This is a genomic window from Marinomonas spartinae (genome assembly GCF_016461715.1).
In the GTDB taxonomy this organism is placed as follows: Bacteria; Pseudomonadota; Gammaproteobacteria; order Pseudomonadales; family Marinomonadaceae; genus Marinomonas; species Marinomonas spartinae_A.
The window spans coordinates 42,067-63,673 of record NZ_JAEMUI010000023.1 but is presented as its reverse complement, the minus strand read 5'-3'; the positions used below and the strand labels follow the sequence as shown (position 1 = coordinate 63,673).

Sequence of the window (21,607 nt, the reverse complement as noted above, 5' to 3'; positions counted from 1 at the left end):
AGATTGAGATGGATTTATGATGGTATCGAATAAACTGACTCCCACGCTTTCGGCACTGATTATGGCAGGATTGGCCTTGGTGGTTCCTACTACGGTTTTTGCTGAGACGGCCAGCCAAGTAACGCAGCCAAGCTATGCCCCGCCGGTGACCCGCCCGGCACAAGGCAGCCTGAATTTGCCCGCAACGTCTGGCCTCACGGCCCCAGCAGGGGCGGATAAGCTGTACGTTACCCCCTCAGGGTTGGTGGTCAAGGGGCAATTGCCCGCGCTGCAAGCGGCGACGGCCAAAATAGCGGCGACTATCAAAGACAAACGAGTGAGCGGAGCGGAACTGTTTGCGGCGGCCCGAGCGTTAGAAACCGCCTACGTGCGAGCGGGCTATCTACTGGCTCGCGTTACCTTGCCACCGCAGACGCTTAAAAGCGGCATGCCGCTAAAATTGATTGTGACCCTGGGCTATGTGGAAAGCGTTGATGCTTCCGCCTTTCAGGGGGCCACACGTCGTCGTATTGAAGCGGTGTTGCAGCCTCTGGTAGGCAATCATGCTCTCACCAAGGACGAACTGGAACGGCGTTTGTTGCTGGCGGGCGATGTCCCAGGAGTGCTGCTGAAATCCACGCTGAAAGCGGGTAAGGCGCTAGGCTCCACGGTGATCGTGGTGGATGGACGTTACCAGCCCGTGGCACTCAGTGCGTCGTTTGATAACAGTCTTGGTAAGGGACTGGGACATTACAGTGCCAGTATCGGTGCCAACTTTAACAATACTCTGGGGCTTGGTGACGTAGAGTATTTGCAATTAGGGGGGTATCCAGGGAGCACAAACAGTGTGTTCACCAGCGACCCACGTAACCGCCAGATGGTGGCGGGTTTTACCTTGCCCCTGTCCATCAATGGGTTGTGGCTGAACGTGGAAGGGGTGGACAGTCGGACTCATCCCACCTCTGATCTTGGTTATACCGTGCTTGATCACTATCAACGTTTTTCCACCAAGGTGGGGTATAGCTGGATCCGCAGTCGTAATCTGAACACCAGCTCAGAGATTGGTTTTGGTATCGAAAACGAAACACAAAAATTAGACACAGGCGGAAGTCGCACGAATTGGAGCAAAGACAAACTTCGTGTGCTGCGTGTGACCCAAAATGCCAACCTGTACACTCCCTGGGGTGGTTTTCTCTCGGGTAGCGCCACGGCGTCTTTTGGATTAGACGGTTTAGGCGCCCGCCATGGGACAACGGCATTGCCCATGTCTCGCAGTGGTGCGATGCCGGACTTCACTAAGCTGGAAATCAACAGCCGCTATTCGCAAAGCTTTGCCCATAACCAAATACAATGGTCTGTGTTTGGCAAAGTGCAAACCTCTTTTGGCAATGTGATGGCTTCCTCTGAGGAATTTGGCTTGGGTGGTTTTGACGGGCTATCCGCTTTTGAGGGTGGGGCATTAATGGGGGATTCGGGGGCCATGGTGCGCAGCGAATTGGCCTTACCGCTTATCCTGCCAAGCATTCTGTCTCATTCAAGGTTTGGCACGGCTGTGGCCCCTTATGTTTTTGGCGCGACGGGGGTGACCTCGTTGGAACACGCGACGGCCGTGGAGCATTCCACCACCTATGCCAACGCGTTTGGGGTAGGCCTGCGCTTTGGGGTGTCTCAAATAGGCTCTGCAAATGGTACAACCTTAACGATGGAATACGCCCATGGGCATCAAAACCATGGCCCATCGGAAAATCGCTTCAACCTACGCTGGTTGGCTCAGTTCTGATGCCTTTATGCAAAGCAATCGCCCACTGCCGTGATGGCAGTAGGGCGAAATCTTTTAACCCGTTAGAGAGTGAAAATAGAGTGATGATAAACGTTCGTTTTAGTGTGTTTCATACGGTGCTGGCAGTGTGTACCGCAACTTTGATCGTTGCCTCGCCGCTTGTATTGGCAGCAACATCCGCCACCCCTACGCCAGTATCAACTGAGCCAGCTGATACGACCGCCACCTATGGAAATTGGGTATTGCACTGTGTGCGACTGTCTTCGTCTGTACAGGGTAAGAACAATAAGGCTGGTGAGGATAAGGATAGCTGTGAAATCGTGCAATCGGCCCAGGTGCAAGGTCAGCCTCGTCCGGTGATGGAGATGGCCATTGGGCGTTTGCCTGGCCAAAAAGCGTACCGGGTGACGACGGTGCTGCCGACCAATGTGTCTATTCCTGGTCGTGTTCATGTGTCGATAGATGGTAAAGCCAATGGTAAAGAAAAGGCGGGGTTCGACCTTGCTCTTACTCGCTGTCTACCAGGAGGGTGTGTGGCTGTGACAACATTGGACAACAACATGCGTAAGCAGATGGGTGCAGGGAAGACAGGACAGCTTCGTTTTATTAGCGCCGATGGGCAAAAGATTGGCATTCCAGTCTCTTGGATGGGCTTTTCTCAAGCCATGAAAGCGTTAGAGAAAAAAGACTAATAGGAAGCACAGGGCGAAGCTTTCCCCAGAGGTTGATAGAGTGAGCGATTTTAAACAGTTAAGTTTGATGTTATTGCTCATAAAATAGACGGAAAAATGTGTTTTTAACTGATACACCGTAGGTGTATTAAGAATTGAGCTGTAATTTTTATCATAAAGTATCTATTTAGATTAAAAATTAAGCGGCAGGGATGCTAATAAGGTATTCACACTTTTACCCTGATCGATAGGTCAACTGCCATACAAAAATCTAATGAGATACGTTATTTTGAGTAAAATTGCAAAATGAATTTTTTGTATCGTTCAGCTGTTTTGGCGAGTAAATTATGTGGATCATTTGGATTGGTTTATTTATAAATTTTGTGATTACAGGGAATGTTTTTTTAGCTTCATTGGCACCATATAATATGATATCTGATGTTGTTGCATGGATTATGGCTTTTCTATTTGGGGTGGCATTTATTGGTGCGATTTTGCAGTATACGAAAAAAAAATCACTGGGCATTTACTTTATGATAGTTGGGGGCTTTGGCTGCTTGCCCTTTGGTTTGATTGTTGTTGTTGGGGCGTTGAAGCTGAGGAAAACATACGCTTATCGGCGGTTTTATCGTCTTTGATGGTGGGTTAGGGTCTGAGGTATTCCCACGAATTGTCTCGTCCTAAAATATTACCTGGCAAAAAAGCGTACCGGGTGACGACGGTGCTGCCGACTAATGTGTCTATTCCTGGTCGTGTTCATGTGTCGATAGATGGTAAAGCCAATGGTAAAGAAAAGGCGGGGTTCGACCTTGCTCTTACTCGCTGTCTACCAGGAGGGTGTGTGGCTGTGACAACATTGGACAACAACATGCGTAAGCAGATGAGTGCAGGGAACACAGGACAGCTTCGTTTTATTAGCGCCGATAGGCAAGAGATTGGCATTCCAGTCTCTTGGATGGGCTTTTCTCAAGCCATGAAAGCGTTAGAGAAAAAGGACTAGATAGTAGGTAACACTGGAGTACGGTTTCTTCGGTGTTACCTCTAGACTCTTAATATTTCAATTGATGCTGATTTTCTAGATTTGTCCAACCACAAAACTGATCTTCATCATGTTCTTAAACGATCTTTTATCATATCAATCCTAGATCAATATCCTAAAACTCCTTTGATGATTTTTCTCCTGCATATTTCTTTTTTATTAAAAACTGATGAGCTTTAATCTTTTTGAAACTGTTTTGATTATATAAAAGGCGGTTGCCTATCAAAACACATACACATATTGAGTGACATAAGTAATATTCTGCCGGGTTACTTATATCTCTTCAAGGTACAAGTTGGTTTGCTGAGTCTTAAAAGGCAATGTCTGAGGTGGGGGATAATCATTCTTAAAGGCTTATTTGACAAAAGGGAAGTGTTGACGTGATGTATCTGGTTATTGTCATTATTGGTGTGTTGGCGGGTGTAATAAGTGGTGTTGTGGGAACGGGAGCCTCCATTATGTTATTACCTGTTCTTGCATATACATTTGGTACTAAGTTGGCCATTCCGATCATGGCCCTTGCCTCAATAATGGGAAATATCTCTCGTGTAGTCCTATGGCGTCGAGATATTAATCTACGAGCATTTTTATTGTATGCGGTTCCTGGGATTCCTGCTGCTGCGCTGGGGGCAAACACATTGTGGGTCATGCCTGTATCCCTTTCTGATATCTGTATCGGACTGTTTTTTTTCTTACTGATTCCATTGCGCTATTGGGCCCAATCACGGGCTCTTAAACTTAATGATGTGCAGTTGAGTCTTGCGGGAGGTGTCGTTGGTTATCTTACTGGTGTCGTATTCTCCACAGGGCCAATAACGATACCGATTTTCGCCGGATATGGCCTTATTAGAGGAGGGCTTTTATCAACGGAAGCGGCGGCATCTTTCACTATCTATTTGGCTAAGGCGTTTACTTTTGGGGCGATTGGTGCTTTACCTTGGCCTGTATTTATAAGTGGTCTGCTAGTGGGCAGCACGCTTGTTGCAGGGACTTATATCGGTAAGCAATTTGTATTGAAGATGAATGAGAATACCTTTAATCGCTTAATTGATGCCATGATGTTGTTTGCTGGTTCGTCAATGCTCTATGATTTTTTTAAATAAAGATCAATCAGCACTGAGTCAATTGATATTCATTATCTTGCTATAAATATGTTATAGTCCTAAAAGCTTGCAGAAAAGATAAGCTTTATTCGCCTCGTCAGATAAAGGTTACTCCACAAAGGGGGTTCTAACCTCAGCCTACTGGCATTCTTAATCCCCGTAGCCTTTTTAGTGTGATTGGCTTAGATGATTACTTTTTCTCCAAATCAGTTTTTGGTAGGAAGGTGGCCAAATAGCATGATTCGATGTTTGTATCTCCGATAAATTACCCCGTTTGGTTTTTTAAGGGGGTGTTTCGCCATATACTGATGAAAAGAAGTAGAGTGGAATAATAAGACTTATGTCCTCAATGAAGATTTATTATGGCATGGCTCAGTGGCAACACCCTGCTTGGGTGAACTGGTTGTATCCGGCCTCTTTGGCAACGGGAGAGCGAATAGGCCGTTATTCACAGGTGTTTTCTACTGTTGAGGTGGGCAGTACTTTTTACACTAAGGTGGATGATGTTCAGTTGATGCGTTGGTATGAGTCGGTCAATGATGGGTTTAAGTTTAGTTTTAAAGCGCCGCAGACGGTCACTCATCGTTTAATAGAGCGACCTTGGCAAGAGGTGCAACGGGATTGGCTGGAATTTATGGGGTCGTTGGAGCCTTTGTTGAGTAAGCTTGGGCCAACAATGCTGCAGTTCCCTGCTGTGTGCGATGAGCGTGCGCTGGAGACGATTCTAGCTTTATGTGATTTGTGGTCGCTGTCGGCACCGTTATCGGTGGAGGTGCGTCATTTGGCGTATTTTGATAAAGGTAATACAGAGCGTTATTTCTTATCCGCACTGTCTGAGCGTGGTGTGAATCGGGTTATTATGGATTCACGTCCGGTGTTTTCTACGGATGCCTATTGTGACAGCTTGGTGGATGCGCAAAAGAAAAAGCCTCGTGTGCCCTGTCACCCTATTGCGACTTCGGGGCATCCTGTGGTGCGTTTTATTGGTCATCCAGATTTACCTCTTAATGACGCTTGGCTGGATCAATGGGCGATGAAACTGTCGCAATGGTTGTCTGAAGGGCTGACGCCGAGCGTATTTGTGCATTCCTCGGATAATATTGCCGCGCCCACATTGGCGGCTCAATTGGATGAAAAGGTGCGAGATCTACGCCCTGAGTATCAAGAGAAATTGTCTTTGCCTCAGAGTCAAGAGCAAGTTAGTCTATGGTAGTGGTGCGTTGAAAATGGCTTTACCTTTAATAATAATTTGTTAATAACTAAGGAGAGTTTTATGTATTCACTCATATTTTATGTGCCAGAAACAGATTTAGATAAAGTAAAACAGGCGTTGTTTTCTGTGGGGGCTGGGTCATTAGGGAACTATGATCATTATTGCTGGCAGATTAAAGGAGAGGGGCAGTTTCGACCTCTTGAGGGGGCAGACCCGCACTCTGGGAAAGTGAATGAGATTTCACACATCTGTGAGTATCGTGTTGAAATGCTGCTGCAAGAAGATGTCAAGCAGAGCGCAATTAATGCCTTGCTGTCCTCACACCCTTATGAGGAAGTGGCTTATCATATTATTCCGATACAACGTTAAATAGAATGGTATCTTCATGAAAACCATAATGGCCTTTTTTATGGTCTTCAATAAAGAAATTGAGTGTTTTGCTGACGCTGCTAAAGGCTAATTCATCCCATGGGATGTTATCTAGATCAAATAAGGCGACTTCCGAGCTTTCTTCTGTGGCATGAAAGTCGTCTTGTTCAAGTTCTGCAAGGTAAAACAAATGAATTTGGTTAATGTGCGGAATGCTAATCATGCTAAATGCTTGCTTGCAGGTCGCATTGGAGCCGCTCTCTTCAAGTGTTTCGCGCAGAGCGCCTTCTCTTGTGGTTTCCTGGTTTTCCATAAAGCCTGCGGGTAACGTCCAGTAGCCAAAACGAGGTTCTATATTGCGTTTGCACAAGAGTACTTTGCCCTTATAGAGGGGGAGAGTACCTGTGATAAGTCTTGGGTTATCATAGTCGATAAAGTCACACTGAGGACATACGGCGCGTTCTCGATTATCGCCTTCTGGTATCGTCATATTCACGGCATGACCGCAGTTTGGACAAAATCTCATGGGTACATCCTTAACGTTTTCACTTGAGCTTAGCGTTTGAGCTTGAGCTTGGCGAATTTAACAACCTTATCTTCTATTTCTTGAATTTCAATCTGGTAGTGACCTACCCATAAACTAATAGGGTGTTCAGGAATAAATTCTAGGGTCTCAATAATCAGGCCATTCAGTGTTTTTGGACCATCGGTCGGTAAATGCCATTCTAGGGTTTTATTGATGTCTCGAATGTGTGTCGAGCCCTCAATTCTAAAGGAGCCGTCTTCAAGAGGTTGGATCTCTTCTTCTTCGTCTTGTGTAGGAGGGGTGAATTCCCCGACAATTTCTTCTAACACATCTTCTAATGCGGCGATACCTTGAACATCACCGTATTCGTCCACCACGATACCCATTTGTTGGTGATCTTTTTGAAAGTTCAATAAGACTGTATTAAGAGAAGTGCTCTCTGGAATAAAGTAGGGCTCAACGGTGGCTTTTAATAACGCCGCTTTCGACGGATTTGGGTCTTGTAGGAAAGTAGCTGCACGACGGGAATGAAGAATACCGATGACTTTATTAAGCTCGCCATTATAAACAGGCATGCGGGTATGGCGGCTGTTACAGACTTGCTCAATGATTTCTTCAATGCTGTCTTCAATGTCAATGCCTACCACGTCATTGCGAGGAATCATGATGTCTTCTACGGAGACTTTTTCAAGGTCTAAAATCGACAACAGCATTTCTTGGTGAGCGGCTGGAATCAAACCGCTTGCTTCGTTAACTACTGTGCGAAGCTCTTCAGAGTCTAACTTGTTTTGGTCATTCTGGATGGTATGTACACCAAAAATCCGTAATAAGCCGTTAGATAGGCTGTTAACAAAAACGACAATAGGGTAAAACACTTTCAGCAGTATCGACAGCAGCCAGGATGCAGCAAAAGCAACTTTTTCGGGGTGAAGTGCCGCCATGGTTTTGGGGGTCACTTCGGCGAAGATAAGGACAATCAATGTGAGCGCGGCTGTGGCAATGGCGACACCAGCATCGCCCCAAATGCGCACAGCAATAATGGTTGCGATCGCAGACGCTAAAATATTAACAAAGTTATTGCCGATCAGAATAAGGCCAAGTAGGCGATCTGGGCGCTCGAGTAATTTGCTGACTCGCATTGCCGTGCGGTTTTTGTTTTTCACCAGATGCTTCAGACGGTACTTGTTCAAGGTCAGCATGCCTGTTTCTGAGCTAGAGAAAAAGGCGGAAATTAAGATTAGACTAAAAAGTATGCCACCGAGAATACTTAAGGGAACATCGTTCAAGAAGGGACTGCCTCAATTGTTAAGATAAAAGGGATTATTAGTGCTTAAAAAGTTGCTGTCAAATGACTTTATGGTATTAGACGTTAATGCATAATAATTTGTAACGCAATTTGACTGCCAAAATAGCCTAACATAAGCAAGAAAAAGCCACTGAGTGTGAGCTTGACGGCCAACTGGCCGCGCCATCCAGCATAACGTCTGCCAATCAGCAATCCTGCAAAGACAAACCAAGAAGCGATGGTGAAGAAGGTTTTGTGAACCATATGCTGGGCAAAAATATCCTCAATGAAGTAGAAACCGGTAGCGATGGCTGCCGTTAAGAAAATAAAAGCCGCCCAGATGAATTCAAACATTAAGCGTTCCAGCACCTGCAGTGGCGGTACTCTAAGAAGTTGTTTTAACTTATGATTTTTGAGTTGGTATTCTTGGATGGATAATAAAATTCCCACACCACAGGCGGCGGTAAATAAACTGTAGGCGACACACGCAATTAATATATGGATGCTGGTGCCCCAAGAATTACTATGCAATTCATGTAGGTTCCAAGGCTGAATCGCATTCAAGGCAATAATAATGGCCGTCAGCGGAAACGAAATTGCCATAAGAAGAGATAAATCTTTATCTCGGCTACTAAACCACAATAGCGCATTGCCAATCACGGCAATTAACAATCCGATGGTTAAAAAAGTAAAACCATTTCTATCAAGCAGTGTGAGGGATAACGCATAGGCATGTAGCGCGATGGCAAGTGCACCAATAAGCTGTGTAGGGCGCGCTTTAGGGCAAAAGTAGTAGGTGATGCCAGAGGTAAAACATGCAATACAGGCAAGCCAAAGCGATAATTGAGTCATGAAACTGATAGATCCATTAGTAAAGGTATAGGGTGACAATCATTTATCCGTTATAATAGGGTGAATTTCACCTTGGTTAAACCGTGAATGAAGGTTTTTTCCATAATAGAGCAAATTTTGAGGGCAACATGTTCGACAATTTATCGAATCGCTTAACCTCCTCGCTTGATCGTATTCGAGGTCGTGCCAAATTAACAGAAGACAATATCAAAGACGTACTGCGTGAAGTGCGTATGGCGCTTCTTGAAGCCGATGTTGCTCTGCCTGTTGTTAAAGATTTTATTGCGGCGGTCAAAGAGCGCGCCGTGGGTACCGAAGTCACAAAAAGTTTAAGTCCAGGCCAAGTCTTTCTTAAGATTGTTAAGCAAGAGTTGGAAAACGTCATGGGCCAAGCCAATGACGAACTGAATCTCCGAGCTGCCCGTCCTGCAGTGATCTTGATGGCAGGTTTGCAAGGGGCGGGTAAAACCACCTCGGTTGCAAAATTGGCTAAGTATCTAAAGGAGCGTCACAAAAAATCGGTATCAGTGGTCAGTGCTGACGTTTATCGCCCTGCTGCAATCAAACAGCTTGAAACCCTTGCCAGTGAGGTTGGGGCGGATTTTATTCCCAGTGATTTGACACAAAAACCGATTGATATTGCGAACAATGCCATCGATTACGCCAAAAAAGCCCATAAAGATGTATTGATTGTCGATACTGCAGGTCGTTTGGCTATTGATGACGATATGATGGCGGAGATTAAAGCGTTACACGATGCCATTAATCCAATTGAGACGCTTTTTGTTGTCGATGCCATGACGGGGCAGGATGCGGCAAATACCGCGAAGGCGTTTGGGGATGTGTTACCCCTGACAGGGGTGATTTTAACCAAGACCGACGGTGATGCCCGTGGTGGTGCAGCGTTGTCGGTTCGCCATATTACTGGTAAACCCATTAAATTCTTAGGTGTAGGGGAGAAAACGAGCGCGTTAGAACCTTTCCACCCTGATCGTTTGGCATCCCGTATTCTGGGGATGGGCGATATGCTTTCCTTAATAGAGGAAGCAGAGCAAAAGATTGATAAAGAAAAAGCAGAAAAGCTTGCTGGGAAACTGAAAAAAGGTAAAGGCTTTGATTTAGAAGACTTTAAAGAGCAGCTTCAGCAAATGAAAAATATGGGGGGCATGAGCTCCATGTTGGATAAGCTCCCAGGTATGGGGCAGCTTGGTAATATTCAAGACAAAGTGAACGATAAAATGTTCGTTCAAATGGAAGCTTTGATTAACTCCATGACCCCTGGAGAACGTCGTAATCCGGATGTTATTAATGGCTCCCGTAAAAAACGTATCTCAACGGGTGCGGGATTGCAGATCCAAGATTTAAATCGTCTTTTAAAACAGCATAAGCAAATGCAAAAGATGATGAAGAAGATGTCCGCAAAAGGTGGTATGAAGAAAATGATGCGTGGCTTGGGTGGAATGATGCCTGGCGGCGGAAATTTCCCTAAATTTTAGATATGTTCCCTAAATTTTTAATGTATCTTCTTGTTTTTATTAACGGCAGTTAAAAAACTGCCGTTTTTACTGTCTGGGCGAGCAATTCGCCCTTTTGTTTTTCTGGTTAATCGACTAGAATATGCCGCCTTCTTGTAGTATGAGTCAAAAATCGACTCGGCAAGGGGTGTTTCGTTAAGCAATAAGGAACCAATCATATGGTAACTATTCGTCTTTCTCGTGGTGGCTCTAAAAAGCGCCCATTCTATCATTTGAACGTGGCTGATAGCCGTCGTGCTCGTGATGGTCGTTATATCGAACGTTTGGGTTTCTTTAACCCTATCGCTCGTGGTCAAGAAGAACGTCTACGCATCGATCTAGATCGCGTAAACCATTGGGTTAGCCAAGGCGCTCAACTTTCTGACCGTGCTGCTCAGCTTGTTAAAGAAGCTGGCAAAAACGCTTAATACTGAGGTAGTGCTATGTCTCAATTAAAGCAAGCGGCCGCTCCTGAGCAAGCCCTTGTGGTTGGACGCATTACATCAGTTTATGGTGTTAAAGGGTGGGTGAAGTTATATTCACACACTGACCCAATGCGAGGAATTTTCGATTACAAGCATTGGTGGTTGAAAACTCCTAGTGGGTGGAAGACCGTTGAACTAAACCAAGGGCGTCTGCAAGGTCGCGGCTTGGTGGCATCGGTAAAAGGTTATAGCGACAGAGATCAAGTAAAAGAACTCTGTGGGTTAGACATCTACATTGATGCCAAAGAGCTCCCAGCATTAGAGGAAGGTGATTATTACTGGAGTCAGCTGGAAGGTCTTAGGGTTACAACCAAAGAGGGTGTCCTCTTAGGGAAGGTTTCTCAACTGATGGAAACCGGTGCAAACGATGTTCTTGTTATCCGTGCGTGTGAAGGCAGTTTTGATCGTGAAGAACGCCTGATTCCTTATGCACCAGGTACTTATGTTTTAGAGATTAATCTAGAACAGCAGGAAATGGTGGTCGATTGGGATCCGGAATTTTAACTGACAAACTGAGGTCGCTACGTGAAGGTTAGCGTGATATCGCTTTTTCCGGAAATGTTTCAAGCCATTACCCAATATGGTGTGACGGGCAGAGCCATTAAGTCTGGTTTAGTCGAGATGGATTTTATAAATCCCCGAGACTTTACCCATGACAGACATAAAACAGTAGATGATCGGCCTTATGGTGGTGGTCCAGGGATGCTGATGAAAGTTCAGCCTCTCAAAGATGCGATTGCAAGTGCTAAATTATTGGTACCCAACGCAAAAGTTATTTATCTGTCCCCTCAAGGGCGTACGCTAACGCAAGAAGGCGTGCAACAGCTTGCTAAACAAGCAGAATTTATTCTGGTAGCAGGCCGTTATGAAGGCGTTGATGAGCGTTTGATTCAATCTGAGATTGATGAAGAATGGTCGATTGGCGACTTTGTCCTAAGTGGCGGTGAATTGCCGGCAATGGTGCTCATGGATGCTGTATTTCGTATGGTACCCGGAGTGCTTGGAAAGCAGGCCTCGGCGGACGAAGATTCGTTTGCTGATGGGTTGTTGGACTGTCCGCATTACACTCGCCCAGAAGTTTTGGATGGTCAACCTGTCCCTTCTGTACTACTTAGTGGCAACCACGAGGAGATCAGACGCTGGCGATTAAAGCAAAAGCTCGGAAGAACTTGGCAACGCCGGCCAGACCTTTTGCAAGACCTTGAGTTGGACAAGGAACAGCAAAAGTTGTTAGAAGAGTTTATTCGCGAAACTGAAGATTCAACCTCGGCAGAGTAGGAATTGCGAGCTTATCAGACAGAAGAACCTTCATGCTGATAAGAAACCATATCATTAGGAGTCACATCCATGAGTAATAAAACTAAACTGATTCAGCAGCTTGAAGCTGAACAGATGACAAAAGATGTCCCAGCCTTCGGCCCTGGTGACACGGTTGTTGTCCAAGTTAAAGTAAAAGAAGGTTCACGCGAGCGTCTACAGGCCTATGAAGGCGTTGTAATTGCTAAGCGTAACCGCGGTCTTAACTCTGCATTTACCGTTCGTAAAATCTCTAGCGGTATCGGTGTAGAGCGTGCTTTCCAAGTTTACAGCCCATTGGTTGAAAGCATCGAAGTGAAACGTCGCGGTGACGTGCGTCAGGCTAAGATCTACTACCTACGCGAGCGTTCTGGTAAATCAGCACGTATTAAAGAAAAATTGGCGAAACGTTAATTTTTCTGCATTAAAAAAAGGCGACGAAAGTCGCCTTTTTTTATGGAACCAATATGCTCTATTGTGGCCTAATAGTCTTTGTATTTTGATTATTTAAGGTGTTCATGATGAATCCTCGTTCGCTTCTATCTAGAGTATCGTTCTTTGTTACTCTTGCTTCTCTTTTTTCTTTTGTATTTTTTTCTAATGCCGCGCAAGCGGGGGCGGATGAAGTCAAAGCGGCGATTAAACGCGCTTTACCGCAATATTCGATTGATAGTATGGCGTTTCATAAGGGGATAAATCTCTATACCGTTGAACTAAAAGATGGTCCAACGTTGCATATGAGTCCTGATGGAAAATATTTCATTGTTGGAGATATGTATAAAATTGACGGCTCGCAAATCGAGAATGAAACTCAGCAAGAGAAACTGGCTAAAATTGAGTCGTTACCGGTTTCCAAAATGATTGTGTTTAAAGCAAAAAATGAAAAAGCTCATATAACCGTTTTTACGGATGTGGATTGTGCTTACTGCCGTATGCTGCACAAAGAGGTGCCGGAATTAAATAAAATGGGGATTACTGTTCGCTACCTTGCCTATCCGCGAGCCGGGATCGGCTCTCCTGCTTACAAAAAAATGGTCAGTGTATGGTGTTCTGATAACCCTCAGGAATGGTTCACGAAAGCGACAGAGGGGGAGGATATCCCTGAAAATACCTGTGCTAACCCCGTTGCTTCTGATTACAATTTAGGTAATGACGTTGGGGTTCGTGGTACACCAACGATGATTTTGAGTAATGGTAAATTTGTGCCTGGTTATTTGCCCGCGAACGTATTAGCAAAAGAACTTGGGTTATAGTGTTATTGCAAAATATTCCACCAAACATGCAGTGTCTTCAGTTGTTTCAGCGTTGGGTTTGCTGGATGGTGGCGGTATAATGATCTTAAATGGCAATTTTTGAACGAGTCTTATAAAAAACAAACTGTCTCTGTGGGGTGTAGTTTTGGAACCGGTAAAAGTCGGGATTTGTGGGCTGGGAACAGTAGGGTCTGGCAGTTTTAATATTCTTCGCAGGAATGCCGAAGAGATTACCAGGCGTGTTGGCCGCAGTATTGTGATCGAGCAAGTGGGTACCCGGCGTGATAATGATGCTTGTGATACCACGGGAATTAAGGTGACTCGTGATATTTTTGATGTTGCCAACAACCCAGATATTGATATTGTGCTGGAGTTGATCGGTGGCACATCCGTGGCGAAAGAGCTGGTATTAACGGCGATTGAGAACGGTAAACACGTTGTGACGGCGAACAAGGCTTTGATTGCGGAGCATGGCAATGAGCTGTTTGCCCGAGCTCGCGAAAAAGGCGTTATGATTGCCTTTGAAGCGGCCGTCGCTGGCGGTATTCCCATTATTAAATCTTTGCGCGAAGGCTTGTCGGCGAACCGTATTGAATGGTTGGCAGGCATCATCAATGGTACTGGTAACTTCATTCTGTCTGAAATGAGTGAAAAAGGTCGTGATTTTGATGACGTGTTGGCTGAAGCCCAAGCATTAGGGTATGCCGAAGCCGATCCGACTTTTGACATTGAAGGCATTGATGCCGCACACAAGTTGACGATTCTGGCGTCCATCGCCTTTGGCATACCGCTGCAGTTTGAGAAAACCTACACCGAAGGTATCAGTCGCATTACGGCGGAAGATGTGGCCTTTGCTGATGATTTAGGCTATGCCGTAAAACACCTAGGTATTGCGCGTCGCTCCAAAACAGGTATTGAATTGCGAGTTCATCCTACGCTGATTTCCCATAAACATTTGTTGGCCAATGTTAATGGCGTGATGAATGCCGTCATGGTCAAAGGGGATGCGGTTGGTCCAACACTGACCTATGGTGCGGGAGCGGGCGGATTACCTACCGGATCCTCTGTGGTGGCCGATGTCATCGATGTTGCCCGTACGTTAACGTCGGATCCCCATAACCGTGTGCCACATTTGGCTTTCCAAGCCGATGCGTTGTCTGATACGGACGTTTTGTCAGTAGAAGAAATTGAGTGTGGCTTCTTCTTGAATATGACCATTAAAGATCGTGCCGGGGTATTGGCAACCATTACCCAAATCTTGTCATCGAATGAGATTAGTATCGAATCCATTATCCAGCGCGAGCGTGAAGGCAGTGAACTGGTGCCTCTGGTGATCATGACGCATGATGTGAAAGAACGAAATATGAATGCCGCGATTGCTTCCATCGAAGCTTTACCGGATGTCGCAGGAACTGTACAGCGCATTCGTGTTGAAAACTTGGCATAAGAGAGAACAAGATATGAAATACATTTCTACTCGTGGTAAAGCGCCTGCCCTGTCTTTTAGTGACGTGCTGTTGGCTGGATTGGCGAACGATGGGGGTTTATACGTACCAGAAACCTTGCCTCAATATAGTAAGGAAGAGATTGCCTCTTGGGCGAACCTGAGTTACCAAGAACTAGCGTTTAACGTTATGTGGCCGTTTGTGGAGGGCGATATCCCAGCGGATGCGTTTAAGTCCATGATTCACGATGCTTATGAGAACTTTAACCATCATGCCATCGCTCCTATGGTGCAAACGGACAACAACGAATGGGTTCTCGAGTTATTCCGTGGCCCAACCCTCGCTTTTAAAGATTTTGCACTGCAATTACTTGGTCGTTTGATGGATTACGTTTTATCTGAACGTAATGAAAAATTAGTCATTATGGGCGCAACCTCGGGTGATACTGGGTCTGCTGCCATTGAAGGTTGTCGTCATTCTGATCACTTAAATATTTTTATTTTGCATCCATATCAACGTGTATCAGAAGTGCAACGTCGCCAGATGACCACAGTCATTGACGATAATGTTTTCAATATCGCGGTAAAAGGCAATTTTGACGACTGCCAAGGTATGGTGAAGGCCAGCTTTGCGGATCAGTCCTTCTTAAATGGCGCTAAATTAGGGGCGGTTAACTCGATCAACTGGGCGCGCATTATGGCGCAGATCGTTTACTACTTTTCGTCCGCTTTGTCCGTTGGAGCCCCACATCGCAAAGTGTCTTTCTCTGTACCAACCGGAAATTTCGGGGATATTTTTGCGGGCTATTTGGCGAAGAAAATGGGCTTGCCGATTGATCAATTGGTGGTTGCGACAAACCAAAACGATATTCTTCATCGTGTTATTGCGCAAAACGATATGAGTCGTCAGTCACTGAACGTGACCCTATCGCCTAGTATGGACATTATGGTGTCCAGTAATTTTGAGCGCTTGTTATTTGATGCCCATGGCCGTGATGGTGCTGCGATTGATGATTTAATGTCGCGCTTTAATAAAGGCGATGTATCGCTGAATGATCAAGCTTGGTCTTATGTGAAAGAGCACTTTGATAGTTACAAAGTCGATGATGAGAAGACTTGTGACGTGATCGCGAAAGTCTTTGCTGATACACAGTATCTGCTTGACCCTCATACGGCGATTGGCCTTGAAGCAGCCCGTCAGTGTCGCAAAGATGCATCGGTCCCAATGATTACCTTAGCAACGGCTCACCCTGTGAAGTTTCCAGAAGCGGTAGAGAAAGCGGGTTGTCAAACGCCTGTGTTGCCTGAGCACATGAAAGATTTGTTCGAGCGTGAAGAGTCTTATACGGTGCTCGACAATAGCTTGAGTGATGTTCAAGCGTTTGTTTCTAACAATATCTAACCGTTAGAGAGCCCGTTGGTTGACGCGGGCTCTTTTCATTTCCAATAAGTAAATCAACCTATGAACCTCATTGTTTTAGACCCTAAGCAATCTCTGGGGGAGGGCGTGTATGCGCTATCCGATCGCCAACAGCTGCACATTAGTCGCGTCATCAAAGCTTCGTCGGGGGATATGCTCCGTGTGGGGGTGTTGAATGGCAAGATTGGTGAAGGGGTATATCAAGCGCCAGATAAAGAGCCAAAGGGCGATCGTGTTAATGGTACAGGGACCATACATTCTCTCTCGCTTACCTTGGAGCCGCCAGCGCCCTTGCCTATAGTGGTTGTGATGGCGTTGCCTCGCCCGAATATGTTAAAGCGGACATTGCAAAACATGAGTGCGATGGGCGTGAAAGAAATCTACCTAATTCACTCGGCGAAAGTGGAAAAGAGTTATTGGCAAAGCCCTGTTGTGCAGCCTGATGTGATTGACCCGGTACTCTTAGAAGGGTTGGAGCAAGCAAAGGATACCATGATGCCTAAGTGTCAGTTGGTGCCTCGTTTCCGTCCTTTTGTTGAAGATCAATTGCCTAAGATTCTGGAAGGAAAGAGGGGGTTGTTAGCGCATCCTTATCAAGCTCAAGCTTGTCCTGTGAATCTTCATGAGCCGAGTGTATTAGCCCTTGGCCCAGAAGGCGGGTGGAACGAGTTTGAGGTAGCTAAATGGCTAGCAGCGGGAATGGAGTCAGTGCATATTGGAGAACGGATTTTACGTGTCGAAACCGTGGTTCCTGTCTTGCTGTCACGTTTATATCCCGCAGGGTTGTCTTAATAGGACGATGACGCTTGTTAGTAAATTGGTAAGGTTTTAACTGTCTTGCTTATAAAAAAATCCCCCGTCACTTTTGGTGTTGGGGGATTTTTTATTGAAGTGGCTTACTACAGGCTTAGTTCTTAACTGGCTTTGAGCCAATCAAACCATAGTAGGCAATGTACAAGTAACAAACCACTGGCATGATGAAAGAGGCTTGTAGACCAATGTGATCAGCAAGCGAACCTTGAATCACAGGCAAAATGGCACCACCCACGATGGCAAGACAAAGTAAACCCGAGCCTTGGCTTGTTTGAGGGCCTAAGTCTTTTAAGGCCAAACTGAAGATGGTTGGGAACATGATTGAGTTAAATAAACCAATCACTAACACAGACCACATAGCCACGTGACCGTCATTCATAATGGTGCTGATCAAGAGCAAAATCGCGACACAGGCATTGATCGCAAGCAGTTTGCCAGCAGACAAACGTTGCATTAATACGGCGCCAATAAAGCGACCAACCATTGCACCACCCCAGTAGTAAGCTACGTAATGGGCTGCTGTGGCTTCAGGCAAGTTGGCGATATTTTTTAAACCAAAGAAGTTAACCAATAAGCTACCAATGGACACTTCCGCGCCAACATACATAAATATGCCAACAGCGCCTAACACCAAATGACGATGTTTTAAAATACTGATAGAGGGCGCCGCAGTGTCGTCTACCTGTTCTTCTTCAGGTTTAGGCAGATGGATACGAGTAAAGATAAAGGCCAGTGCTAATAGAATAACGGCTAAGCCGATGTATGGAACGATAACACTTTCCGCTTCTTGTGCTTTACTGGCGTATTGACCGACCACGGTAAATAATAAAGCACCACCCACTAATGGGGCGACAGTAGTGCCTAACGAGTTAAAGGCTTGAGAAAGTGTTAAACGGCTAGAGGCGGTTTCTGATGGGCCCATTACGGTAACAAGTGGGTTCGCTGCAACCTGAAGAATGGTAATGCCTGCCGCTAGTACGAACAGCGCCCCTAAAAAGACAATATAAAGTTGTGCTTTGGCAGCAGCAACAAACAATAAGCAGCCAGCGGCAGCAATCATCAAACCAATGCCAATACCCCGTTGAAAACCTACTTTTTTGACTAGGTTACCGGCTGGAACGGAGATAATGAAGTACGCCCCAAAGAAGCAAAATTGGATCAGCATTGCTTGGGTATAGGAGAGATCAAAGACTCCTTTTAAATGGGGAATCAATATATCGTTGAGCGAGGTGATAAAACCCCACATGAAAAATAATGATGTTAAGGCAGTAAGCGCAAATCGGTAATTTGGCTGGCCTTTTGCCGCATCTTGGGTATAAGTTGTCATAATTTTTTCCGATAAGTGTTAAAGAGAAAGCTCAATTTTTATCTTTAGATTTTTAAACACTTTATCTTTGGGCATAGGGGGATTGAACACAGGTTCTTGCCCAAATCAAAAAAGCGGCTAATCGTAGCATTGGAATATCGACAATGTGTGTAAAAGAGGCTTGGATTATTAGATAAACCTATATCCTTCCTTTTTTATTTCATTAGTGTAAGAAAGTCTTGCGAAGTTTTACGCTATTGCAATGGAAATGGACGCGGATTTAGGTAAAAAAGACGTTAATCAATTGTGCTATGTTGATGAATAGGTCATGACTCTGTCAGCCTTAGGTTAACGCTTTGTGTTACTATCTAGCGCTGAATGAATTTTCATCTGTGGACTGTCTAGAGTTTTATGCGCATTGAACGTCGCCCTTTATTAACGAAAAAAAATCATTTTCCCAGCACCATGTCTCCGACCTTGCAGCGAGTATTGATGTCTCGGGAAGTCAGCTCTGTTGATGAGTTGGATTATCGGCTGCCGCGCTTAATGCGCCCGGAGCCTCTTTTTGGCTTAACCGATGCCGCGAACATTTTGGCGGATGCCATTGTCACGGGCCAGAAAATTCTTATTGTCGGGGATTTTGATGCGGATGGGGCCACCAGTACCAGCTTAGGCATATTGGCTTTAGAGGCAATGGGAGCCATTGCGCCGGAATATTTGGTTCCTAACCGTTTTGAGTTTGGTTATGGTCTCACGCCCGAAATTGTTGAAGTGGCAAAAGACAAACAGCCTGCTGTCCTGATCACGGTGGATAACGGTATTGCCAGTATCGATGGGGTATTCGTTGCAAAGTCCTATGGTATGAAGGTGGTGGTAACGGATCACCATTTACCGGGTGCGGCGCTGCCGCAAGCTGATGCGATAGTCAATCCCAACCATCCACAATGTGGCTTTGAAAGCAAAAATCTGGCGGGTGTTGGGGTAATTTTTTATGTCATGAGTGCGCTGCGTGCCGAACTCAAACGTCGCCATTGGTTTGAAGAACAGCATATTGCCATGCCGAATTTGGCGGAGTATTTGGATTTGGTGGCGTTAGGGACGGTTGCGGATGTGGTGCCCTTGGACAGTAATAACCGCATTTTGGTGCAGCAAGGTATTAAACGTATCCAAGCGGGCCAAGCTCGTCCTGGCATTTTGGCTCTATTAGAGGTTGGGCGTCGTGACCATACACAATTAAAGGCGTCTGACCTGGGATTTGTGGTTGGTCCGAGGCTCAATGCGGCTGGACGCCTTGACGATATGTCGGTGGGAATAGAGTGTTTGCTTGCTGTGCATTCTCATCAAGCACGCCAATTGGCTCAACAGTTAGATCAATTCAACAGAGAGCGGAAAACTATAGAAGCGGACATGAAAGAGCAAGCTGAATTGGCATTAGCCTCTCTGAAAGAGGATGCGCAAGCCATGCCTAATGGTATGTGTTTTTATGACCCAGATTGGCATCAAGGGGTGATCGGGATTTTAGCCTCACGGATGAAGGAGAAGTGTCATCGTCCGGTGATTGCTTTTGCGCGAGTTTCAGAGGATGAACTTAAAGGCTCTGCTCGTTCGATACCTGGGGTGCATATTCGTGACGCGTTGGATTTATTGGCAAAGCGTTATCCACAATTGCTGAGTAAATTTGGTGGTCATGCGATGGCCGCTGGCATGTCGATCAAAGAGTCCCATTATGACGCGTTTCGTTTGGCATTTGATGTCATTATCAGTGAATGGGTGACGCCAGAACAGCTGGAAGCCGTTGCCTGGACCGATGGGCCTCTGGCGCCTGAAGATTTCAGTTTAAGTTTTGCCGAGCAAGTGCGTTTATCTGGGCCTTGGGGGCAAGCATTTCCAGAGCCGAGTTTTGATGGGGTCTTTGATATTTTGCAGCAGCGTCTTGTGGGGGAAAAGCATTTGAAGTTGATGGTGCGAGAACCCAATAGTGGCTTACTACTGGATGCGATTCGCTTTTTTGTGGACTTGGAACAGTGGCCCAATGAGCAGTGCAAGCAAGCGCACTTGGTCTATAAACTGGATATCAATGAGTTTCGGGGCCAGCGCAATTTACAGCTATTGGTCGATCATATTGAACCAGCTTAATGTCGTTTCAGGTTTTGTCAGAGAAGAAAAAAACGCCAAGCTGCCTATCCAGCAAAAAGTTGAGGTATAATGCCTCTCCCTCAATCCACCACTTATTAATTTTGCAGGAGTTCATCCATGACTGCACAGGTTCTTGACGGCAAGCTTTGCGCCAAAGAAACCGAAACCCGTCTGCAAGCTCAAGTTGCACAGCTGAAAGAGCGCACTGGCGGCACCCCTATTTTGGCAACCATTCTTGTTGGAGCGGATCCAGCTTCGGCGACCTATGTAAAAATGAAAGGCAATGCTTGCCGTCGTGTTGGTATGGACTCGATGGCGATTGAATTACCCGAGACCACCACCACTGAGCAACTGCTTGCCAAAATTCAAGAACTGAATAACAACTCGGATGTGCACGGTATTTTGCTTCAACATCCTGTGCCAGAACAAATTAATGAACGCTTATGTTTTGATGCGATTGCCGCTCATAAAGATGTCGATGGTGTGACTTGTCTTGGTTTTGGTCGTATGGCCATGCAAGAACCCGCATATGGTGCCGCGACGCCTGCTGGAATTATGCGTTTGCTGGAAGCTTACGATATAAACTTGGAAGGTAAGCACGTTGTAGTTGTGGGTCGTAGTCCCATTTTGGGTAAGCCAATGGCGATGATGATGCTAAATGCCAATGCGACAGTTACCATTTGCCATTCTCGTACGCAAAATCTCCCCGACTTTATTAAACAAGCGGATGTGATCGTTGGAGCGGTAGGTAAGCCGGAGTTTATTAAAGCCGAATGGATCAAAGATGGCGCTATCGTTGTGGATGCGGGTTACCATCCTGGTGGTGTAGGAGACATTGAACTGGCGCCATTGGTTGACCGTGTGGCCGCTTATACGCCTGTTCCTGGTGGCGTGGGCCCGATGACCATCAACACCTTGATTTTGCAAACACTCGAGTCAGGCCTTAAGCAGCTGGCTTGAAACACTCATAATACTTCCCCATATTAGAGGGTGTCGCAAAAGGTAGCGAGCGAAGATAAGGCAAGGCAAAAATCGCTGAAAAAGCAGAGTTTATACCTATAAATGAGCATTTTGAGGCGATTTTTAATACTGAATTATCAAGCACAGTAGTTTTGCAACAGCC

General features: G+C 45.7%; 22 protein-coding genes. 18 read left to right on the top strand and 4 right to left on the bottom strand.

Annotated elements, in window-relative coordinates; translation table 11 throughout:
* The first annotated feature begins 16 nt into the window (after positions 1-16).
* The 7 genes from JHD45_RS18370 (at position 17) to JHD45_RS18340 (ending at position 6,154) form a co-directional block, all read left to right on the top strand.
* Positions 17-1,759, top strand: a complete 1,743-nt coding sequence (locus JHD45_RS18370) for a ShlB/FhaC/HecB family hemolysin secretion/activation protein (protein WP_199477950.1) — start codon at positions 17-19, stop codon at positions 1,757-1,759.
* Between the two features lie 83 nt (positions 1,760-1,842).
* Entirely contained in the window at positions 1,843-2,451 is a 609-nt protein-coding gene (locus tag JHD45_RS18365; RefSeq protein WP_233407932.1) for an invasion associated locus B family protein, read from the top strand.
* A 326-nt stretch (positions 2,452-2,777) separates the two neighbouring features.
* Positions 2,778-3,068 (top strand): hypothetical protein, encoded by a 291-nt coding sequence (locus tag JHD45_RS18360; protein ID WP_199477948.1) that lies wholly within the window; start codon positions 2,778-2,780, stop codon positions 3,066-3,068.
* 32 nt (positions 3,069-3,100) lie between these two features.
* The gene (locus JHD45_RS18355; protein ID WP_199477947.1) at positions 3,101-3,430 is read left to right on the top strand and encodes an invasion associated locus B family protein; all 330 of its coding nucleotides are present in this window, start codon (positions 3,101-3,103) and stop codon (positions 3,428-3,430) included.
* Between the two features lie 422 nt (positions 3,431-3,852).
* Positions 3,853-4,572 (top strand): sulfite exporter TauE/SafE family protein, encoded by a 720-nt coding sequence (locus JHD45_RS18350; RefSeq protein WP_233407931.1) that lies wholly within the window; start codon positions 3,853-3,855, stop codon positions 4,570-4,572.
* Between the two features lie 349 nt (positions 4,573-4,921).
* Positions 4,922-5,785 (top strand): DUF72 domain-containing protein, encoded by an 864-nt coding sequence (locus tag JHD45_RS18345; protein WP_199477945.1) that lies wholly within the window; start codon positions 4,922-4,924, stop codon positions 5,783-5,785.
* Positions 5,786-5,845: 60 nt separating this feature from the next.
* The gene (locus JHD45_RS18340) at positions 5,846-6,154 is read left to right on the top strand and encodes an NGG1p interacting factor NIF3 (RefSeq protein WP_199477944.1); all 309 of its coding nucleotides are present in this window, start codon (positions 5,846-5,848) and stop codon (positions 6,152-6,154) included.
* On the opposite strand, the gene JHD45_RS18335 is transcribed toward JHD45_RS18340, so the two are convergent.
* From JHD45_RS18335 to JHD45_RS18325, 3 genes are all read right to left on the bottom strand, one after another.
* Positions 6,135-6,680, bottom strand: a complete 546-nt coding sequence (locus tag JHD45_RS18335) for an NUDIX hydrolase (RefSeq protein WP_199477943.1) — start codon at positions 6,678-6,680, stop codon at positions 6,135-6,137. The genes JHD45_RS18340 and JHD45_RS18335 overlap by 20 nt on opposite strands.
* A 29-nt stretch (positions 6,681-6,709) precedes the next feature.
* Entirely contained in the window at positions 6,710-7,966 is a 1,257-nt protein-coding gene (locus tag JHD45_RS18330) for an HlyC/CorC family transporter (protein ID WP_199477942.1), read from the bottom strand.
* A gap of 83 nt (positions 7,967-8,049) precedes the next feature.
* The gene (locus tag JHD45_RS18325; protein WP_199477941.1) at positions 8,050-8,817 is read right to left on the bottom strand and encodes a cytochrome C assembly family protein; all 768 of its coding nucleotides are present in this window, start codon (positions 8,815-8,817) and stop codon (positions 8,050-8,052) included.
* Positions 8,818-8,945: 128 nt separating this feature from the next.
* On the opposite strand from JHD45_RS18325, the gene ffh reads away from it, so the two are divergent.
* The 9 genes from ffh (at position 8,946) to JHD45_RS18280 (ending at position 17,021) form a co-directional block, all read left to right on the top strand.
* A complete protein-coding gene (gene ffh, locus JHD45_RS18320) occupies positions 8,946-10,313 on the top strand; it encodes a signal recognition particle protein (RefSeq protein WP_199477940.1) in 1,368 nt (455 codons plus the stop codon).
* Between the two features lie 197 nt (positions 10,314-10,510).
* A complete protein-coding gene (gene rpsP / locus JHD45_RS18315; protein ID WP_067019399.1) occupies positions 10,511-10,759 on the top strand; it encodes a 30S ribosomal protein S16 in 249 nt (82 codons plus the stop codon).
* A gap of 15 nt (positions 10,760-10,774) precedes the next feature.
* Positions 10,775-11,320: a ribosome maturation factor RimM gene (gene rimM / locus JHD45_RS18310; RefSeq protein ID WP_199477939.1), complete on the top strand. Its 546-nt coding sequence runs from the start codon at positions 10,775-10,777 to the stop codon at positions 11,318-11,320.
* A 21-nt stretch (positions 11,321-11,341) separates the two neighbouring features.
* Positions 11,342-12,094: a tRNA (guanosine(37)-N1)-methyltransferase TrmD gene (gene trmD, locus JHD45_RS18305; protein ID WP_199477938.1), complete on the top strand. Its 753-nt coding sequence runs from the start codon at positions 11,342-11,344 to the stop codon at positions 12,092-12,094.
* A gap of 69 nt (positions 12,095-12,163) precedes the next feature.
* Positions 12,164-12,526: a 50S ribosomal protein L19 gene (gene rplS, locus JHD45_RS18300; protein WP_199477937.1), complete on the top strand. Its 363-nt coding sequence runs from the start codon at positions 12,164-12,166 to the stop codon at positions 12,524-12,526.
* Between the two features lie 104 nt (positions 12,527-12,630).
* A complete protein-coding gene (locus JHD45_RS18295) occupies positions 12,631-13,365 on the top strand; it encodes a thioredoxin fold domain-containing protein (RefSeq protein ID WP_233407926.1) in 735 nt (244 codons plus the stop codon).
* Between the two features lie 145 nt (positions 13,366-13,510).
* Positions 13,511-14,812: a homoserine dehydrogenase gene (locus JHD45_RS18290; RefSeq protein ID WP_199477936.1), complete on the top strand. Its 1,302-nt coding sequence runs from the start codon at positions 13,511-13,513 to the stop codon at positions 14,810-14,812.
* A gap of 13 nt (positions 14,813-14,825) precedes the next feature.
* Positions 14,826-16,211: a threonine synthase gene (gene thrC / locus JHD45_RS18285; protein ID WP_199477935.1), complete on the top strand. Its 1,386-nt coding sequence runs from the start codon at positions 14,826-14,828 to the stop codon at positions 16,209-16,211.
* Positions 16,212-16,271: 60 nt separating this feature from the next.
* Positions 16,272-17,021, top strand: a complete 750-nt coding sequence (locus JHD45_RS18280) for a 16S rRNA (uracil(1498)-N(3))-methyltransferase (protein ID WP_199477934.1) — start codon at positions 16,272-16,274, stop codon at positions 17,019-17,021.
* 115 nt (positions 17,022-17,136) lie between these two features.
* Here JHD45_RS18280 and JHD45_RS18275 read toward each other — a convergent pair whose 3' ends face one another.
* Complete coding sequence (locus JHD45_RS18275; protein ID WP_199477933.1) at positions 17,137-18,369, bottom strand: sugar MFS transporter; 1,233 nt, start codon at positions 18,367-18,369, stop codon at positions 17,137-17,139.
* Between the two features lie 390 nt (positions 18,370-18,759).
* On the opposite strand from JHD45_RS18275, the gene recJ reads away from it, so the two are divergent.
* Together recJ and folD are read left to right on the top strand one after the other, a co-directional pair.
* Entirely contained in the window at positions 18,760-20,484 is a 1,725-nt protein-coding gene (recJ, locus tag JHD45_RS18270) for a single-stranded-DNA-specific exonuclease RecJ (protein WP_199477932.1), read from the top strand.
* Between the two features lie 117 nt (positions 20,485-20,601).
* Complete coding sequence (gene folD / locus JHD45_RS18265) at positions 20,602-21,444, top strand: bifunctional methylenetetrahydrofolate dehydrogenase/methenyltetrahydrofolate cyclohydrolase FolD (protein WP_199477931.1); 843 nt, start codon at positions 20,602-20,604, stop codon at positions 21,442-21,444.
* Positions 21,445-21,607: the final 163 nt, after the last annotated feature.

Coding starts and splice junctions, on each gene's coding strand:
- JHD45_RS18370 (WP_199477950.1), top strand. CDS start 17: ATGATGGTATCGAATAAACTGACTCCCACGCTTTCGGCACTGATTATG.
- JHD45_RS18365 (WP_233407932.1), top strand. CDS start 1,843: ATGATAAACGTTCGTTTTAGTGTGTTTCATACGGTGCTGGCAGTGTGT.
- JHD45_RS18360 (WP_199477948.1), top strand. CDS start 2,778: ATGTGGATCATTTGGATTGGTTTATTTATAAATTTTGTGATTACAGGG.
- JHD45_RS18350 (WP_233407931.1), top strand. CDS start 3,853: ATGTATCTGGTTATTGTCATTATTGGTGTGTTGGCGGGTGTAATAAGT.
- JHD45_RS18345 (WP_199477945.1), top strand. CDS start 4,922: ATGAAGATTTATTATGGCATGGCTCAGTGGCAACACCCTGCTTGGGTG.
- JHD45_RS18340 (WP_199477944.1), top strand. CDS start 5,846: ATGTATTCACTCATATTTTATGTGCCAGAAACAGATTTAGATAAAGTA.
- JHD45_RS18335 (WP_199477943.1), bottom strand. CDS start 6,680: ATGAGATTTTGTCCAAACTGCGGTCATGCCGTGAATATGACGATACCA.
- JHD45_RS18325 (WP_199477941.1), bottom strand. CDS start 8,817: ATGACTCAATTATCGCTTTGGCTTGCCTGTATTGCATGTTTTACCTCT.
- ffh (WP_199477940.1), top strand. CDS start 8,946: ATGTTCGACAATTTATCGAATCGCTTAACCTCCTCGCTTGATCGTATT.
- rpsP (WP_067019399.1), top strand. CDS start 10,511: ATGGTAACTATTCGTCTTTCTCGTGGTGGCTCTAAAAAGCGCCCATTC.
- rimM (WP_199477939.1), top strand. CDS start 10,775: ATGTCTCAATTAAAGCAAGCGGCCGCTCCTGAGCAAGCCCTTGTGGTT.
- rplS (WP_199477937.1), top strand. CDS start 12,164: ATGAGTAATAAAACTAAACTGATTCAGCAGCTTGAAGCTGAACAGATG.
- JHD45_RS18295 (WP_233407926.1), top strand. CDS start 12,631: ATGATGAATCCTCGTTCGCTTCTATCTAGAGTATCGTTCTTTGTTACT.
- thrC (WP_199477935.1), top strand. CDS start 14,826: ATGAAATACATTTCTACTCGTGGTAAAGCGCCTGCCCTGTCTTTTAGT.
- JHD45_RS18280 (WP_199477934.1), top strand. CDS start 16,272: ATGAACCTCATTGTTTTAGACCCTAAGCAATCTCTGGGGGAGGGCGTG.
- JHD45_RS18275 (WP_199477933.1), bottom strand. CDS start 18,369: ATGACAACTTATACCCAAGATGCGGCAAAAGGCCAGCCAAATTACCGA.
- recJ (WP_199477932.1), top strand. CDS start 18,760: ATGCGCATTGAACGTCGCCCTTTATTAACGAAAAAAAATCATTTTCCC.
- folD (WP_199477931.1), top strand. CDS start 20,602: ATGACTGCACAGGTTCTTGACGGCAAGCTTTGCGCCAAAGAAACCGAA.